The organism is Klebsiella sp. RIT-PI-d, from assembly GCF_001187865.1.
Lineage (GTDB): Bacteria > Pseudomonadota > Gammaproteobacteria > Enterobacterales > Enterobacteriaceae > Superficieibacter.
Genome location: NZ_LGIT01000009.1, coordinates 906,844 through 923,913 on the forward strand (window position 1 = coordinate 906,844; position 17,070 = coordinate 923,913).

General features: G+C 55.0%; 15 protein-coding genes. 9 read left to right on the top strand and 6 right to left on the bottom strand.

Going from position 1 to position 17,070, the window contains the following annotated elements:
• Positions 1 to 3 precede the first annotated feature (3 nt).
• Positions 4 to 1,020, bottom strand: coding sequence for an asparaginase (gene ansA / locus AC791_RS10765; protein ID WP_049840435.1), 1,017 nt, complete (start codon positions 1,018 to 1,020; stop codon positions 4 to 6).
• 163 nt (positions 1,021 to 1,183) lie between these two features.
• Complete coding sequence (sppA, locus tag AC791_RS10770) at positions 1,184 to 3,037, bottom strand: signal peptide peptidase SppA (protein ID WP_049840436.1); 1,854 nt, start codon at positions 3,035 to 3,037, stop codon at positions 1,184 to 1,186.
• Positions 3,038 to 3,204: 167 nt separating this feature from the next.
• On the opposite strand from sppA, the gene AC791_RS10775 reads away from it, so the two are divergent.
• The 4 genes from AC791_RS10775 to AC791_RS10790 all read left to right on the top strand — a co-directional run bounded on the left by AC791_RS10775 (position 3,205) and on the right by AC791_RS10790 (position 7,807).
• Entirely contained in the window at positions 3,205 to 3,756 is a 552-nt protein-coding gene (locus tag AC791_RS10775; RefSeq protein ID WP_049840437.1) for an NAD(P)H nitroreductase, read from the top strand.
• 116 nt (positions 3,757 to 3,872) lie between these two features.
• Positions 3,873 to 4,916: a selenide, water dikinase SelD gene (gene selD, locus AC791_RS10780; RefSeq protein ID WP_049840438.1), complete on the top strand. Its 1,044-nt coding sequence runs from the start codon at positions 3,873 to 3,875 to the stop codon at positions 4,914 to 4,916.
• A 4-nt stretch (positions 4,917 to 4,920) separates the two neighbouring features.
• Positions 4,921 to 6,837: a DNA topoisomerase III gene (locus AC791_RS10785; protein WP_049840439.1), complete on the top strand. Its 1,917-nt coding sequence runs from the start codon at positions 4,921 to 4,923 to the stop codon at positions 6,835 to 6,837.
• A 157-nt stretch (positions 6,838 to 6,994) separates the two neighbouring features.
• Complete coding sequence (locus AC791_RS10790; RefSeq protein ID WP_049840440.1) at positions 6,995 to 7,807, top strand: hypothetical protein; 813 nt, start codon at positions 6,995 to 6,997, stop codon at positions 7,805 to 7,807.
• Between the two features lie 39 nt (positions 7,808 to 7,846).
• On the opposite strand, the gene gdhA is transcribed toward AC791_RS10790, so the two are convergent.
• Positions 7,847 to 9,190, bottom strand: coding sequence for an NADP-specific glutamate dehydrogenase (gene gdhA, locus AC791_RS10795; RefSeq protein WP_049840441.1), 1,344 nt, complete (start codon positions 9,188 to 9,190; stop codon positions 7,847 to 7,849).
• 252 nt (positions 9,191 to 9,442) lie between these two features.
• Between gdhA and AC791_RS19805 the strand changes: the two genes are divergently transcribed.
• The gene (locus tag AC791_RS19805) at positions 9,443 to 9,691 is read left to right on the top strand and encodes a DUF1496 domain-containing protein (RefSeq protein WP_416202305.1); all 249 of its coding nucleotides are present in this window, start codon (positions 9,443 to 9,445) and stop codon (positions 9,689 to 9,691) included.
• Here the strand turns inward: AC791_RS19805 and AC791_RS10805 are convergent.
• The 3 genes from AC791_RS10805 to xthA are packed head-to-tail and all read right to left on the bottom strand — an operon-like array spanning position 9,651 to position 11,586.
• A complete protein-coding gene (locus AC791_RS10805) occupies positions 9,651 to 10,064 on the bottom strand; it encodes a pyrimidine (deoxy)nucleoside triphosphate diphosphatase (RefSeq protein WP_049840443.1) in 414 nt (137 codons plus the stop codon). The genes AC791_RS19805 and AC791_RS10805 overlap by 41 nt on opposite strands.
• A 20-nt stretch (positions 10,065 to 10,084) precedes the next feature.
• Positions 10,085 to 10,801 carry a TVP38/TMEM64 family protein gene (locus AC791_RS10810; protein WP_416202294.1) on the bottom strand — a complete coding sequence of 239 codons (717 nt, stop codon included), beginning with the start codon at positions 10,799 to 10,801 and terminating at the stop codon, positions 10,085 to 10,087.
• Positions 10,780 to 11,586, bottom strand: a complete 807-nt coding sequence (xthA, locus tag AC791_RS10815; RefSeq protein ID WP_049840444.1) for an exodeoxyribonuclease III — start codon at positions 11,584 to 11,586, stop codon at positions 10,780 to 10,782. Before xthA ends, AC791_RS10810 begins: the two co-directional genes overlap by 22 nt.
• 424 nt (positions 11,587 to 12,010) lie before the next feature.
• Between xthA and AC791_RS10820 the strand changes: the two genes are divergently transcribed.
• The 4 genes from AC791_RS10820 to astB are packed head-to-tail and all read left to right on the top strand — an operon-like array spanning position 12,011 to position 17,059.
• On the top strand, positions 12,011 to 13,231 hold the full coding sequence (locus AC791_RS10820) for an aspartate aminotransferase family protein (protein ID WP_049840445.1): 1,221 nt from the start codon (positions 12,011 to 12,013) through the stop codon (positions 13,229 to 13,231).
• Complete coding sequence (astA, locus tag AC791_RS10825) at positions 13,228 to 14,262, top strand: arginine N-succinyltransferase (RefSeq protein ID WP_049840446.1); 1,035 nt, start codon at positions 13,228 to 13,230, stop codon at positions 14,260 to 14,262. The genes AC791_RS10820 and astA overlap by 4 nt, the downstream gene beginning before the upstream one ends.
• Entirely contained in the window at positions 14,259 to 15,737 is a 1,479-nt protein-coding gene (gene astD, locus AC791_RS10830) for a succinylglutamate-semialdehyde dehydrogenase (protein WP_049840447.1), read from the top strand. The genes astA and astD overlap by 4 nt, the downstream gene beginning before the upstream one ends.
• Positions 15,734 to 17,059: an N-succinylarginine dihydrolase gene (astB, locus tag AC791_RS10835; RefSeq protein ID WP_049840448.1), complete on the top strand. Its 1,326-nt coding sequence runs from the start codon at positions 15,734 to 15,736 to the stop codon at positions 17,057 to 17,059. The genes astD and astB overlap by 4 nt, the downstream gene beginning before the upstream one ends.
• Positions 17,060 to 17,070 lie beyond the last annotated feature (11 nt).

A 17,070-nucleotide genomic window follows, 5' to 3' on the forward strand; every position in this document is an offset into this window, starting at 1 on the left:
TTATTATTCATCCGGGGTTAATTCGCCGCGCAGGTTTTGCATCATCGCACGGCGGATCGCCGCAGTACTCAAATCCTGGCTTAGCAGGTAGTGAAGCTTGGTCAGCGTTGCCTCAACGGTCATATCAAAGCCGCTGATCACCCCCGCATGCGCCAGCGCATTGCCGGTGGCATAGCCGCCCATATTGACCTTGCCCGACATACACTGGGTCAGGTTGACGACCACAATACCGCGCTGACTGGCATCCGCCAGCTCGTTCAGAAACTCTGCATTCTGCGGCGCATTGCCCACCCCGTAGGAGCGCAGGATCAATGCTTTAACCGGCTGGCGCAAAAAGTTGCGTACTACGTCTGCTGAAATCCCCGGATATAGCGTGACCACGCCAATAGGCTGCGGAGTAATCGGGTGGACGACCAGATCGCCACTTCCCCGTGGAGCTGGCGGCGTGCCGAGACGGCGAATATGAATACCGGCCTCCAGCAGCGGTGCCAGATTAGGCGAGGCAAACGCATCGAAACCGTCCGCATGGGCTTTAGTGGTCCGGTTGCCCCGATAAAGACGGTTATTAAAAAACAGCGCTACTTCATTGATGGGGTAGTTCGCAGCAACATATAACGCATTCAGCAGATTGATTTGCCCGTCGGATCGCAACTCTGCCAGCGGGATTTGTGACCCTGTCACAATTACCGGCTTGCCAAGATTATCGAGCATAAAAGAGAGTGCAGAGGCGGTAAACGCCATGGTGTCCGTGCCGTGCAGGATCACAAAACCGTCGTAATCGTCGTAGTGGGTTTTAATATCTTCTGCGATATGCTGCCAGTCTTCTGGCGTCATATCGGATGAGTCCATCAGCGGCTGATATTCGTGGATCGCGAAATCCGGCATTTCCTGACGGTGAAATTCCGGCATCTGTGCCAGCTGCTGCTGAAGATGGCCGGAAACAGGAATATATCCCTGATCGGAACGTTGCATGCCGATGGTGCCACCGGTATAGGCGACGTAAATGGATTTCTTGTGCATAGTGACCTGATAGTGTCAGTGAATGCGAAGGATTATAACGTGAGGGACAGGAAAACGGCAGTGCCGGGCAGGTGACCTGGCAAAATGAATGTCAATCGTTCCTGACAGAGGGCTTTCGAAGAGAAAAGCTATGCGCCGCGACGGCGGCGCATAGCCAGGCAGATTAACGAATATTGGCGCAGGTCAGGCAAAACGCATAGCGATTCTGCGGATCGTTAAAGGCCGCAAGTTTATCGCTCTCTTCTTTAACCCGGCTCGCCGCCCCCGCCAGCGGAGCGGGAATATAAGCCTGCATCGCCTGCGGCAGCATAGCCCGGACTGAACCGGTCAGACTGCCGACGACCATATTCAACATCCCCGGCTCTTCAACCAGGTAATCCAGCTGCCACTGCTTGAGCTTCGCCAGCTCAGCCGCTTTGGCAACCGCATCATCAAAGTCGCCGAGGCTGTCGACCAGACCGTTGCTTTTTGCATCCTGACCGGTCCAGACGTGCCCCTGGGCAATTTTATCGATTTGCTCAGGCGTACTTTTACGGGCCGCGGCCACCAGCGAGATAAAGCGCTGATAGCCATTTTCGATGCTCAACTGCATGATCTGCTGAACTTCGGGCGGCAGATTTTTGGTAATGGAAACGTCGGCCAGCGGAGAGGTCGCTACACCATCGGTATGAACACCAATGGAATCCAGGCTGTTTTCAACCGTATTAATCACACCAAAGATGCCAATAGAGCCGGTCAACGTGCTCGGGTTCGCTACAATATAATTCGCAGGCGTGGAGATCCAGTATCCGCCGGATGCCGCCATGCCGCCCATGGAAACCACAATCGGCTTACCGGCAGCTTTGGCCGCCGCCAGTTCTGCGCGGATCATTTCTGATGCGCTGACGCTGCCGCCTGGGCTGTTAACGCGTAGCACAATCGCTTTAACGTCGGCATCAAGACGCGCCTCGCGGATCTGCGCCGCGGTGGTATCCCCGCCGACGTTACCCTGTGTGGCTTCACCGTCCATAATTGCGCCGCTGGCAAAAATTACCGCGATTTTACCGCCTTGCGCGGTCGGTTTTTTCAGCGCGTAGTCATACAGGCTGACGGCGCTGAACGCGTTATCTTTATCGCTCCAGCCGAACTGTTTGTTAAGCGCTTTTTCCATGTCGGCGCTGGAGGCAAGTTCGTCCACCAGTTTATTATCCAGCGCATATTTTGCCGTATCGCCGCCGGTTTTACGTAATCCGTCAAGCACGCCCTGCGCGCCCGGGAAAATTTGCTGCGCAGGGACGTTACGGTTGCTGGCAATCGTCGTGAGGTAATTTTGCCACAGTTCGCCAATCCAGCGGCTGTCAGCTTCCCGGGCAGCCGGAGACATATCGTCACGAATGAACGGCTCGACGGCCGATTTATAGGTGCCGACGCGGAAAACGTGGGTCGATACTTTTAGCTTATCGAGCAACGATTTGTAGTACAGACCATTGGTCGCAAACCCGTGCAGATCGACTGTGCCCTGCGGTGAAAGCCAGATTTTGTTCGCAAAGCTCGCCAGATAGTACTGCCCCTGGGTATAGCTGTCGCCCATCGCATATACCGGTTTACCGCTGTCGCGGAATTCGCGCAGTGCTTTACCGATATACTGCATTGAAGGCTGATCGGCACCGGCAAAGTTTTTCAGATCCATCACAATGCCCGTGATATTGCGATCATCTTTGGCCTGGCGGATCGCATGAACAATATCAAACAGGGAGTTTTCCTGAAGGCGATCGGAATTGGCGCCGAACAGCTGGCGAGTAACCGCACTCAGCTTACTGGTGGGAGACGGGTTATCAACCACAACGCCGGTAATATCCAGTAGCAGCGCGCCGCGCTGGGAATTCTCTTCCGGACCGCTGGTAAACTGCATCCAGATCCCGACGCACACCAGCAGCACGACAATAAACACCACGTTAAGGACTAGCTGGCGAATAAAGTTCAACAACCGCCATGTCCATTTAAAAAATCCGGCGATATAACGCCAAAGGGTTTTCATGCAATCTCCCTGACCAAACAGAATGAAAAAATTTGCCGTAGCGGCAAAATCGTGTCGCTATCCTAAATACACCGTCGCCACTTGTCAGCAGGAATCATTGCCGGTGCTGTAACAAAATGGCCGTACATGTTAATTTTGTGAAGAATTAACATAACAGGAGTTAATTAATGGACGCACTTGAACTGCTCGTCAACCGCCGCAGCGCTTCGCGGCTGGCAGAACCTGCTCCGGCAGGTGAACAACTGCAAAATATCTTACGTGCCGGGATCCGCGCGCCCGATCACGGGACTTTGCAGCCGTGGCGATTCTTTATTGTAGAAGGCGAGGGGCGAGAGCGCTTCGGCGAACTACTTGAAAAAGGCGCAATCGCTGCCGGACAGGATCAGAAAGCCCGCGACAAAGCGCGTAATGCCCCTCTACGTGCGCCGCTGATTATCGCGGTGGTGGCGAAATGTGAAGAGCACCATAAGGTGCCGCGCTGGGAGCAGGAAATGTCCGCAGGTTGTGCGGTCATGGCCATGCAAATGGCGGCGCTGGCGCAGGGATTTAACGGCATCTGGCGCAGCGGGCCGCTGACCGATAACCCCATCGTGCGCGACGGTCTGGATTGCCGACCTCAGGATAAAATCGTCGGTTTCCTCTATTTAGGCACGCCACAATTAAAGGCCTCGACCACCATTGAGCTGGCCGATACCGCGCCGTTTGTTCACTATTTCTGAAACGCACGATAAAACTGTCTGGATTATGAGCGAAAGCAGCATGATTCAGACGGTAGTACTTATCACTGCTCGCTTCTGGCGCTACCATAGCGGCAGTGCATTGACAGGAGAGGTCCATGAGCGCGCAAGCTATTCGTTTAACCCAGTACAGCCACGGAGCGGGTTGCGGTTGTAAAATTTCCCCTAAAGTGTTGCAGACGATCCTGCACAGCGAACAGGCAAAGTTTACCGACCCCAGGCTGCTTGTCGGCAATGAAACCAGTGATGATGCCGCCGTCTATGATTTGGGCAACGGCACGTCTGTTATCAGCACCACCGACTTTTTTATGCCGATTGTGGATAATCCCTTCGACTTTGGCCGCATTGCCGCGACTAATGCCATCAGCGATATTTTTGCCATGGGCGGCAAACCGATTATGGCGATTGCGATCCTGGGCTGGCCGATTGATAAGCTGGCGCCTGAAATCGCTCGTGAAGTCACTGAGGGTGGGCGTTTTGCCTGTCAGCAGGCCGGTATCGTGCTTGCGGGCGGGCATTCCATTGATGCGCCTGAACCTATTTTTGGGCTGGCAGTCACCGGAATTGTGCCCACCGAACGGGTGAAGAAAAATAGCACCGCTGAGGCGGGCTGCAAACTATACCTGACCAAGCCGCTGGGTATTGGCGTTCTGACCACCGCTGAGAAAAAATCGTTGCTCAAGCCTGAGCATCAGGGACTGGCCACGGAGGTGATGTGCCGGATGAATCTGGCCGGAGCCGCCTTTGCGGATCTGGAAAGCGTCAAAGCGATGACTGACGTCACCGGTTTTGGGCTGCTGGGCCACCTGAGCGAAATGTGTCAGGGGGCAGGCGTCCAGGCGCAAATTCGCTTTGAAGACGTCCCAAAACTGCCGGGTGTGGAAGAGTATATCCAGCTGGGTGCAGTGCCTGGCGGGACCGGACGGAATTATGCCAGCTACGGGCATCTGATGGGCGACATGCCGCAGGCCTGGCGCGATCTGCTGTGCGATCCGCAAACCTCTGGCGGCCTGCTGCTGGCGGTCACTGAGGACGGTGAAGCCGATGTGCAGGCCGCCGCCGCCGGGTTTGGCATTACGCTAAGCGCCATTGGCGAACTGGTCCCCGCCCGTGCGGGACGACCGATGATCGAGATCCGTTAAGTCGATGCGGCTGTTTATTGCGGAAAAGCCAAGCCTCGGACGGGCCATTGCGGATGTGCTACCGAAGCCGCATCGCAAGGGCGATGGCTTTATTGAATGCGGAAATGGGCAGGTTGTCACCTGGTGTATCGGCCATCTTCTCGAACAGGCGCAGCCTGACGCTTATGATGGCCGCTATGCGCGCTGGAACCTGAGCGATCTGCCTATCGTCCCGGAAAAGTGGCAATTACAGCCGCGACCGTCGGTGACTAAACAGCTCAATGTCATCAAGCGATTTTTGCATCAGGCTGAAGAGGTGATCCACGCGGGTGACCCGGACAGAGAAGGGCAACTGCTGGTGGACGAAGTTCTGGACTACCTGCAACTGGCCCCGGCAAAACGTCAGCAGGTTCAGCGTTGTCTGATTAACGATCTGAATCCGCAGGCGGTTGAGCGTGCGATTTCACGCCTGCGGGCGAACAGCGAGTTTATTCCGCTGTGTGTTTCCGCCCTGGCGCGGGCGCGTGCTGACTGGCTTTACGGTATCAATATGACCCGCGCTTATACCATTCTTGGCCGTAATGCCGGCTACCAGGGTGTGCTGTCGGTCGGGCGCGTGCAGACGCCGGTACTGGGTCTGGTGGTCAGACGCGATGAAGAAATTGCCAACTTTGTGGCTAAAGATTTCTTTGACGTTAAAGCGCATATTGTGACGCCGAAAGATGAGCGATTTACCGCGCTATGGCAGCCCAGCGAAGCGTGTGAACCGTATCAGGATGAAGAAGGGCGGCTTTTGCACCGTCCGCTGGCCGATCATGTCGTGGGGCGCATAGCCGGGCAGCCCGCGCAGGTAACCGCCTATAATGATAAACGGGAATCAGAACCTGCACCGCTGCCGTTTTCACTCTCATCGCTGCAGATAGAAGCTGCCAGACGGTTTAACCTCAGTGCACAGAACGTGCTGGATATCTGCCAGAAGCTGTATGAAACCCATAAGCTCATTACTTACCCACGTTCCGACTGCCGCTATTTGCCGGAAGAGCATTTCGCCGGACGCCAGGCGGTCATGAATGCCATCGGCGTTCATGCGCCAACGCTGTTGCCGCAGCCGGTCGTCGATCCTGCCCGCCGCAATCGCTGCTGGGATGATAAAAAGGTCGACGCGCACCATGCCATCATTCCTACCGCCCGCAGCTCGTCCGTTAATCTCAATGACAACGAAGCCAAAGTTTATGGTCTGATTGCCCGTCAATATCTGATGCAATTTTGCCCGGATGCGGTATTTCGCAAATGCGTGATTGAACTTGATATCGCCAACGGTAAATTTGTGGCTAAAGCACGTTTTCTCGCCGATGCGGGATGGCGTACGCTGCTGGGGTCAAAAGAGCGGGATGAGGAGAACGACGGAACGCCGTTACCGGTGGTGAAAAAAGGCGATACGCTATTGTGCGAAAAAGGCGAAGTCGTTGAGCGGCAAACCCAGCCGCCGCGCCATTTTACCGATGCGACGCTGCTGTCTGCGATGACCGGGATTGCCCGTTTTGTACAGGATAAAGACCTGAAGAAAATCCTGCGTGCAACCGATGGTCTGGGCACTGAGGCGACGCGCGCAGGGATCATTGAGCTGCTGTTTAAACGCAGCTTTTTGCACAAGCAGGGGCGATATATTCACTCAACGGAGGCGGGACGCGCGCTGATCCACTCTCTGCCGGAAATGGCTGCCAGGCCGGATATGACCGCACACTGGGAGTCGGTGCTCACGCAAATCAGTGAAAAGCAGTGTCGCTATCAGGACTTTATGCACCCGCTGGTAGGCACCCTGCACGAACTGATCCATCAGGCTCGCAGTACGCCTGCGCGTCAGTTTCGCGGCATTGTCGCCCCGTCGACGGATAAAAAGAAACCGTTTCGCAAGCGAAGCAGCAAAAAAGCCGCCGGATAAACGGGCTGAAAATGCAGCACCATCTTAATATTGTCTGAAAAATGCCTTTAAGGCCTTCTGGCGCAAAGGCATTTTTTTATCCCCTGATAAGGTAATGCCGACATTTAAGCCCTGGATTTCTTCATGCAAAAGGGACCGGTATTCATCAGGTGAAAGTATGGATAACAAATATATACTGGTGGCGGCGCTGTTGTTTATTTCTACAGTGGCCCAGGCAACTCAGAACGAGAATATTCAACATCAGCTATTTCGCCGCGCAACACTACAGGAAACAACGTGGCTTAATCAGCAGGCCGATTTACACTCTGTCCATTGTGCCGATCTGTTTGTTGCCAGCGATATCAGCACCACGACGGCCTATTCTCTTGCGCCGGTCGTTATGACCTTCTCGTCCCGACCGTTATTTGTACAGGGCCGCATGACCTGCCAACTGACCCTGAGCCGCAATACGCCAGGTTCACTTGAGCTTTTTGCCAGAGAAGACGGTTATCTTGGTAACGCGCAGTATACGTTGACCCATACCGGCGTAAATGCCGACGGCTATATTAGTAAGGGCGTTGAGGGCTGGCATTTTTCCTGTGAGACTCGTGAAAATGTCAATGAACAGGAAGCCGATTTTCACGGTTGCTTTATTAACGACGATAATTTTTATATTCAAAAAGTGCCGGAATTAACGGCCCTTGAGGTTCCTGAGGGGTATTTAATCAGCGTCGGAAAAATGCGCTTTAACCCTATTTCTCAGTTACGCATCGGTAAGTCTGAGTTTATTACCGCCGCGGACTTCCCGTTTATTTATGGCGATAATGCCGCGCAAGCTATTGCTAACCTGGAGGGGGATAAACGGGTCAGCTGGTCATGGGGTGACCTGCGCTCGCGTCAGATCAGAACCCGAACCCTGTCACCGCAAATTGCGACCCTCGCACGCCCGGCCGTTAAAGTACTGGATCGCGCATGGGCCAGCTATCAGTAAGGGTACAGCGCGCCTCTTTTCAGCAGAGGCGCATCAGATTTAAATGACGCCCTGAGCCAGCATTGCATCTGCCACTTTAACAAAGCCGGCAATATTTGCACCGCGGACATAATGCGTCTGCTTACCTTCGCCGCCGTATTCTACGCAGGCGTGGTGAATATCGAGCATAATGTGGTGCAGACGCGCGTCCACTTTTTCGGCTTTCCAGCCCATGCGCGCGGCATTTTGCGCCATCTCCAGCCCTGATGTCGCCACGCCACCGGCATTGGCGGCTTTACCCGGTGCAAAGAGCACGCCCGCATCCAGAAACGCGTCGGTGGCCTCAATAGTGGTGGGCATGTTTGCCCCTTCTGCCACCGCTTTCACGCCGTTAGCGATAAGCGTGCGGGCACCCTCGATATCTAGTTCGTTCTGCGTGGCACAGGGCAGGGCAATATCAACCGGCACGCCCCACGGCTGCTGACCCTCAAGATAGGTCAGACCGAACTCCTCAGCATAGGCTGCCACGCGACCGTCGCGGCTGGCTTTGATTGCCACCAGACGCGCCAGTTTTTCCGCATTAAATCCGGCCTCATCCACCACCGTGCCGCTGGAATCAGACGCGGTGATCACGCGCGCGCCCAGCGACATTGCCTTTTCGATAGCATACTGCGCGACGTTACCCGAGCCGGACACGGCAACACGCATACCTTCAAAACCCAGCCCGTGGCGTTTGAGCATCGCATCGGTAAAGTAGATAAGCCCGTAGCCGGTCGCTTCCGGGCGGATTAAACTGCCGCCGAATGAAAGACCTTTACCGGTAAAGACACAGGCGGTATTGTTCGACAGCTTTTTCATCATTCCGGCCATAAAGCCCACTTCGCGACCGCCGACGCCGATATCACCCGCCGGAACGTCAGTGTCCGGGCCAAGGTGACGATAAAGCTCGGTCATCAGTGACTGACAAAAGCGCATCACTTCGCCATCGCTTTTGCCTTTTGGATCGAAGTCGCTGCCGCCTTTACCGCCGCCCATTGGCAGCGTCGTCAGGGCATTTTTAAAGGTTTGTTCAAAACCGAGGAATTTCAAAATTGACAGATTTACCGTCGGATGAAAGCGCATCCCGCCTTTAAACGGCCCAATAGCCGAGCTGAACTGGACGCGCCAGGCGCGGTTGACCTGCACCTGATTACGGTCGTCGACCCACACCACGCGAAACTGGATCACGCGCTCCGGTTCGACCAGCCTTTCCAGCAGTGAAAGTTCGCGATAACGCGGGTTCTGTTCAAGGAATGGCCAAAGGGTCGTCATTACCTCGCGTACAGCCTGGGCGAATTCTTTTTGCTCTGGATCGCGCTGTTGAACGCGGACGAGAAAACTTTCCAGGGAGCGTGTCTGATCCATAGATATAAGATCCTCTTATGGTGTGATGGGTTGTATTTATTATGGTTACGATTAAAAAGCGTCTGCTTTTCGACTATAACATTCGCGGCCCGGCGGTTTGCAAGGAAAAAAACCCATTGGGGAATAAATTCATACGCGGCAATCCATCATAATAAAAAGTGATGACAGCACTTTTAACTGGCATTGGTTATAGTAAGCAATAAATATATTCAGGAAATAAATAATATGAAGAAGATCAGCGCCGTCGCTATTATGATCCTCACCTGTTCCGGTGTGCACGCGGAGCAGCGCATTCGTCCCGATGTCGAGGTCAATGTCCCGTCGGAGGTATTTACATCCACCGGTCAGCGCCCTCAACCCTGCAATCAGTGCTGCATTTATCAGGATCGGAATTATTCTGAAGGGGCGGTTATCACTGCCGAAGGGGTGATGCTGCAATGCCAGCGCGAGGCCAAAACGCTTAGCACTCATCCCCTGGTGTGGCGGCGCGTAACACCCTGAAGGCTTGTAATAAGGGAATATCTGCCGGAGCCAGCGGATAGGTTAGCGCAGTGTCAGGTGAGCACCAGCACAGTTTCTGGTGCTCAATGGCAGTGAGTGTGCCGCTAAAATCCGGGACGTGCCAGGCATGTAAACAAATCATTCTGCCTGATACCTCACGCTGATGGCTGGCAATATAGCGGCCCACCGTGGCACTAATACCTAATTCTTCCCGAAGTTCGCGCACCAGCGCATCAGGCTGGCTCTCGCCTGGCTCGACTTTCCCGCCAGCAAACTCCCATAAACCGGGCTGATCCGCATGTTCGGATCGCTGGGCCAGCAAAATGTTGCCGTCACGCTCAATAATGACGGCAACAACATCAAGTGTTTTCATTATTTTCATCTCGCCGCACTTTAGCACGCATCTTTTCTACGGGTAATACAGATGATAAGCCAGCGTGACAGCAGCGGCAACAGCCCCAATAGCGCAAAAGCTGCCAGTATCCCAGGAGAGATAATGTCACTTATAGAGGTTAACTGGCTTAACTGGCTGCCGGCATTAAGATAAATAACGGTGGCTGGCAGCATCCCGGCCTGACTGATCCACCAGAATTGCCGCACCCGCACATTTGCCACGCCGCACAACAGGTTAACCAGCGAGAACGGAAACAGCGGCATTAAGCGCAGGGCAAACAGATAAAATGCACCATCCCGGACCATTCCTTCATCGATCCGCGCCAGCTGGCGGGAGAAACGACGGGAAATCCACCCGCGCAGCAGATAACGACTGGTTAACATCGCAAACGTCGCCCCCAGGGTTGAAGCGAAGGACACCAGCAGCGTACCTTCAGCTAAACCAAATAGCGCGCCACCCAGCACCGCCAGCAATCTGATGCCAGGGATTGATAACGTTGCGATCAGGGTGTAAAGCAGAAAAAAGATCCCGGCGAAGGGCAGCGGCGATTGCTGCTGCCAGTTTGCCAGCAGTCGATGATAATGCTTCAGGCTTTCCAGAGTCAGCAGGCCCGCAGACATCGCCCATACCGCGCTGGCCACTATAAGGGTGACAACCGTGGCCAGCAGGATTTTTTTCACATTACCCTCGTTCATCAGACCTGAAAGGTAGCCCATACCGGCGCATGGTCAGAGGGTTTTTCCATACTGCGGATTTCATAGTCAATGCCGGTCTCTACGCAGCGCTCTGCCAGCGGGGGGCTTGCCAGCAGCAAATCAATACGCAAGCCGCGGTTATCATCAAAACCTCTGGAACGGTAATCAAACCAGGAGAACCGATCGGCAGTATGTGGATTCGCCTGGCGGAAAGTATCCACCAGTCCCCAGTCAAGCAGACGCTGCATCCACTCGCGCTCTTCCGGCAGGAAGGAACATTTACCGGTACGCAACCAGCGCTTGCGGCTGTCTTCACCAATGCCAATATCCAGATCGGTCGGGCTAATATTCATGTCGCCCATAATGAGTACCGGATTATCCTGCTTCAGTTCGTTTTCCAGTAGCGCCTGTAGATTCTGATAAAACTGCGCCTTAGCCGGAAACTTAAGCGGATGATCGCGGCTTTCACCCTGCGGAAAATAGCCGTTGATCACCGTGATGTTGCCGAGCGGTGAAGGCACCTCAGCAATGATAATGCGCCGCTGTGCTTCTTCATCATCATCAGGAAAGCCGCGTCGCACCTGAACCGGCATCTCTTTTGTCAGCAATGCCACACCGTAATGCCCTTTCTGACCGTGATAAAAAACGTGATAGCCCAGTTTCGCGACCTCCTCCAGAGGAAACATATCGTCATGGACCTTCGTTTCCTGCAAACCGATCACGTCAGGCTGATGCTTATCGACAATTTCGGCAAGCTGATGAGGGCGGGCGCGCAGGCCGTTGATATTAAAAGAGACAAATTTCATAGTCGCTGCCACTGTTCGATGTGAATAGAGCTGCGATGGTAGCAGAAATTAGCGTGGCTGGCTCGGCGTTGAACGCAATGGCGCGCAGGTGGGCATGTTGCGCACACTATCGGGGCACAATGCCCTGTTTTGAGGCACAGAGCTACGGAAAATTTCGCAGGCGATCACAATTCCAGAATTATATTTTATCAATGAATAATATTTCTGATTATCCCACTGCAAATCATTATTTCTGCGTTTTTATGCACTTTTTATGCAAATACATTGCATATCGTTAGGCTGTAACTCATTGATATTGCGTCCATGCACAAGATTTATGCATTTTTTTCGCTGGCTGGCACGATGCCTGCAATCTACATTTACAGCGCAAATGATCATTAAATTTAACATTTAATAAACTTATTATTAACCTGAAGAGGTCGCTATGTCGCAGTCAATAACGCGGAATAATTTCGATGAATGGATGATGCCTGTGTACGCTCCGGCCTCGTTTATTCCGGTACGCGGGGAAGGATCTCGTTTGTGGGATCAGCAGGGCAAAGAATATATCGACTTTGCCGGCGGCATTGCGGTTAACGCGCTGGGACATGCGCATCCGGGTCTGAACCGTGCGCTGAAGGCGCAGGCGGATAAGTTCTGGCATACCGGCAACGGATATACTAATGAGCCTGTGCTGAGACTGGCAAAACGACTGATCGATGCCACCTTTGCCGACCGGGTTTTTTTCTGTAACTCCGGCGCGGAAGCGAACGAAGCAGCACTTAAGCTGGCGCGCAAATATGCTCACGATCGCAGTGGTCCCCACAAAAGCGGCATCGTGGCGTTTAATAACGCTTTTCACGGCCGCACCCTGTTTACCGTTTCTGCCGGCGGTCAACCCGCCTACTCACGCGACTTTGCCCCATTGCCGCCGGATATCCGCCACGCAGTCTTCAATGACTTGCAATCCGCGCGTGCGCTGATCAACGACGACACCTGCGCGGTCATTGTCGAGCCTATTCAGGGTGAGGGCGGCGTGGTGCCTGCCGAACCGGCTTTCTTACGCGGCCTGCGGGATCTGTGCGATCGCCATCAGGCGCTGCTGATTTTTGATGAAGTGCAGTCAGGCGTTGGGCGGACGGGTGAGCTGTATGCCTATATGCACTACGGCGTAACCCCGGATTTACTGACCACCGCCAAAGCGTTGGGTGGTGGCTTTCCGATCGGGGCGCTGCTGGCGACTGAGGCCTGTGCCAGCGTCATGACGGTTGGCACCCACGGCACCACCTACGGCGGCAATCCGCTGGCAAGCGCGGTAGCCGGTGAAGTCCTGGATCTGATTAATCGTCAGGAGGTGTTAACCGGTGTCAAACAGCGGCACCAGTGGTTCTGTGAACGCTTGCAGGCCATCAGCCAGCAAACCGGCCTGTTTAACGAGATCCGGGGCCTGGGTTTATTGATTGGCTGCGTGCTCGATCCGCGCTACGCCGGACGGGCTAAAGAGCTCAGCATCCTGGCAGCAGAAGAAGGCGTGATGGTGTTAATTGCCGGGAGTCAGGTTATCCGTTTTGCTCCCGCGCTGATTATCAGCGAGGCAGAAATGACCGCCGGTCTCGACCGCTTTGCCCGCGCCTGTGAACGCTTCGTCTCAGGAGGTTCATCATGATGATCATTCGTCCGGTCACCCACGACGATTTATCGGCGCTGGTGGCGCTTGCCGGGCAAACCGGCGGCGGGCTGACGTCGCTCCCAGCCGATGAAGCTACGCTCTCGGCGCGGGTTGAACGTTCTCTCAATACCTGGCAAGACAACATTGACCGTGGCGACCAGGGTTATGTTTTTGTGCTGGAAGACACCGACAGCGGCACAGTCGCCGGGATTTGCGCCATTGAGGTGGCGGTTGGGTTAAACGATCCATGGTACAACTACCGCGTCGGGACGCTGGTTCACGCCTCAAAAGAGCTGAACGTCTATAATGCGCTACCCACCCTGTTCCTCAGTAACGATCACACCGGCAGCAGCGAGTTATGTACCCTGTTTCTCGACCCCGCCTGGCGCAACGGCAGCAATGGCTACCTGCTCTCAAAATCGCGTTTTCTGTTTATGGCAGCATTTCGCGATCGCTTTAACGACAAAGTGGTGGCAGAAATGCGCGGCGTGATTGACGAGAGCGGCTATTCACCTTTCTGGGAGGCCCTCGGCAAGCGCTTTTTCTCCATGGCATTCTCCCGTGCCGATTACCTGTGCGGCACCGGGCAAAAAGCCTTTATCGCCGAACTGATGCCCAAACATCCTATTTATACCGATTTCCTGCCGCCTGAAGCACGAGCGGTAATTGGTGAGGTTCATCCTCAGACGGCGCCCGCCCGCGCGGTGCTGGAAAAAGAGGGATTTCGCTATCGGGATTATATCGATATTTTTGACGGTGGCCCGACCCTGGAATGTGATATCGACCGCGTGCGCGCCATTCGCAAAAGTCGGCTGGTCGAGGTGTCGGAAGGTCAGCCTGCGGCAGGGGAATTTCCGCTCTGTCTGGTCGCCAATGAGCAATATCACCAGTTCCGCGCCATGTTAATTGCCGCCGATCCGCAGTGTGAGCGGCTGATCCTGACCGCAGCCCAAATGGATGCCCTTAAATGCCATGCCGGCGATCGGGTACGACTGGTACGTCTGTGCGCTGAGGAGAAAAAATCATGAGCCAGTGGATTAATGGCAGCTGGGAAACCGGTCGCGGAGAAAGACGCGTTAAGACCAATCCGGTATCGGATGAGGTGGTATGGCACGGTTACGATGCCGATGCTGAACAGGTTCGACTGGCGGGAGAGGCGGCGCGAGCGGCATTTCCAGGCTGGGCGCGACATCCTTTGAGTGTTCGCCAGGAGATAGTTGAAAAATTTGCATCCCTGCTGGAAAGCCACAAGGCGTCGCTGACCGATACCATTGCTCTTGAAACCGGCAAACCCCGCTGGGAAGCTGCGACCGAGGTGGCGGCGATGATCAACAAAATCGCCATCTCAATAAAATCGTATCACGCCCGCACCGGCGAGCAGCGCAGCGAATTAGCAGACGGTGAAGCGACACTCCGCCATCGACCGCACGGTGTGCTGGCGGTTTTTGGCCCCTATAATTTCCCCGGACATTTGCCTAACGGGCATATTGTTCCGGCGCTGCTGGCAGGCAATACGCTAATTTTCAAACCCAGTGAACTGACTCCGGGCAGCGGCGAGGCGGTGGTTAAACTGTGGGAGGCGGCGGGTATACCGCCTGGCGTCATTAATCTGGTGCAGGGCGGGCGGGAAACCGGCATGGCCTTAAGCCAGCTTGCAGTGATTGACGGCCTGCTATTTACCGGTAGTTCAGCCACCGGCGCGCAACTGCATCATCAACTGGCCGGACAGCCGCAAAAAATCCTTGCTCTTGAGATGGGCGGTAACAATCCGCTCATTGTTGATGATCCGGTGGATATCGACGCGGCGGTACATCTGACCGTTCAGTCAGCGTTTATCACCGCCGGGCAGCGCTGTACCTGCGCCCGCCGTCTGCTGGTCAGGCGCGGTGAGCAGGGCGATCGTTTCCTCTCCAGGCTGCTTGAGATCGCCGGGCGCCTCACGCCAGGCATGTGGAATGCACAGCCTCAGCCTTTTATGGGGGGACTAATCTCTGAACAGGCAGCACAAAACGTGCTGCTGGCATGGCGTCAGCATGTCGAAAAAGGCGGCGTGACGCTGCTGGAACCTCGTCTGTTGCAGCCTGGCACATCGCTGCTGACGCCGGGGATCATCGATGTTACCGGCGCGCGCGATATTCCGGACGAAGAAGTCTTCGGTCCCTTATTGTGCGTCTGGCGATATGACGATTTTGATGAGGCCATCCGCATGGCGAATGCTACCCGCTACGGCCTGGCCTGCGGGCTAATCTCTTCTGAACGGCAGAAATTCGGGCAGCTTGTGCTGGAAGCCCGGGCCGGGATCGTTAACTGGAATAAACCGCTGACCGGGGCTGCCAGCACCGCACCGTTTGGCGGCGTCGGAGCCTCCGGTAATCATCGCCCCGGGGCGTGGTATGCCGCAGATTACTGTGCGTGGCCAATGGCAAGCCTTGAGTCACCTGCGCCAGCGATGCCTGCCACCCTGAGTCCGGGGCTGCATTTTGATGGCGGGGTGCAATCATGAGCGCCCGTGAAGTCAATTTTGACGGACTGGTGGGGCCAACGCACCACTACGCCGGTCTTTCTTTTGGCAATCAGGCCTCAACGAAACATCGTCTCCAGCTTTCCAACCCTAAGCTGGCGGCGAAGCAGGGACTGTTAAAAATGAAAGCCCTGGCAGATGCCGGGTTTATGCAGGCAGTGATCCCGCCGCAGGAGAGGCCGAATATTCCGCTGCTACGACAGCTGGGGTTTAGCGGTAGTGACGAGCAGATCCTGCAAGCCGTGGCGTCTCAGGCTCCGGGACTTCTGTCTTCTGTCAGTTCCGCGTCGTCAATGTGGGTGGCTAACGCGGCGACCGTATGTCCCTCAGCCGATGCGCTTGATGGCAAAGTTCATCTGACCGTCGCTAATCTGAACAATAAATTTCATCGTGCCAGTGAAGCGCCGACCACCGGGGCGCTGCTGCGCGCTATTTTTCCCGATACGTCCCGATTCGCCATTCATGCGGCCCTGCCGCAGGTGGCGCTGTTCGGCGATGAAGGTGCAGCCAACCATAATCGTCTCGGGGGCGACTACGGGAAGGCGGGTATTCAGCTTTTTGTCTATGGTCGTGAAGAGGGCGGTGTCGCTCGCCCGGAACGCTATCCGGCGCGACAGACGCTGGAAGCCAGTCAGGCCGTCGCCCGGCTGAATCAGGTTAATCCTCAGCAAGCGATCTTTGCCCGGCAAAATCCGCAGGTGATCGATAGCGGCGTTTTCCATAATGATGTTATTGCCGTCAGCAATCGTCAGGTTCTTTTCTGCCATGAACAGGCATTTGTCGATCAACCTGCGCTTATGACGACACTACAGCAAAAAATAGACGGGTTTACGCCGCTTCAGGTCGCTGCCAGTGATGTGAGCGTTGATGAGGCGGTAGCAACGTATCTTTTCAACAGTCAGCTTCTGAGCAAAGCCGACGGATCGATGATGCTGGTCCTGCCCTCTGAAGCCCGGCACCATCCGCGCGTCTGGCGCTATCTGAATCGGCTGCTGGCAGAAGACAACCCGATCGGTGAACTTAAGGTATTTGATCTGCGTGAAAGCATGGCTAACGGCGGCGGCCCGGCCTGTTTGCGTTTGCGGGTAGTATTGACGCAAGAGGAGCAACAACAGGTGAATCCGGCGGTAATGATGAATGACGCACTTTTTGACACGCTTAATCACTGGGTAGACCGCTACTACCGCGATCGTTTAGTGCAGGCAGATCTGGCCGATCCCCAGTTGCTGCGTGAAGGGCGGGAGGCGCTTGATGCTCTGACCCGCATTCTGCATCTCGGCTCGGTCTATCCTTTCCAGCAGTAAACGAGGTCGAT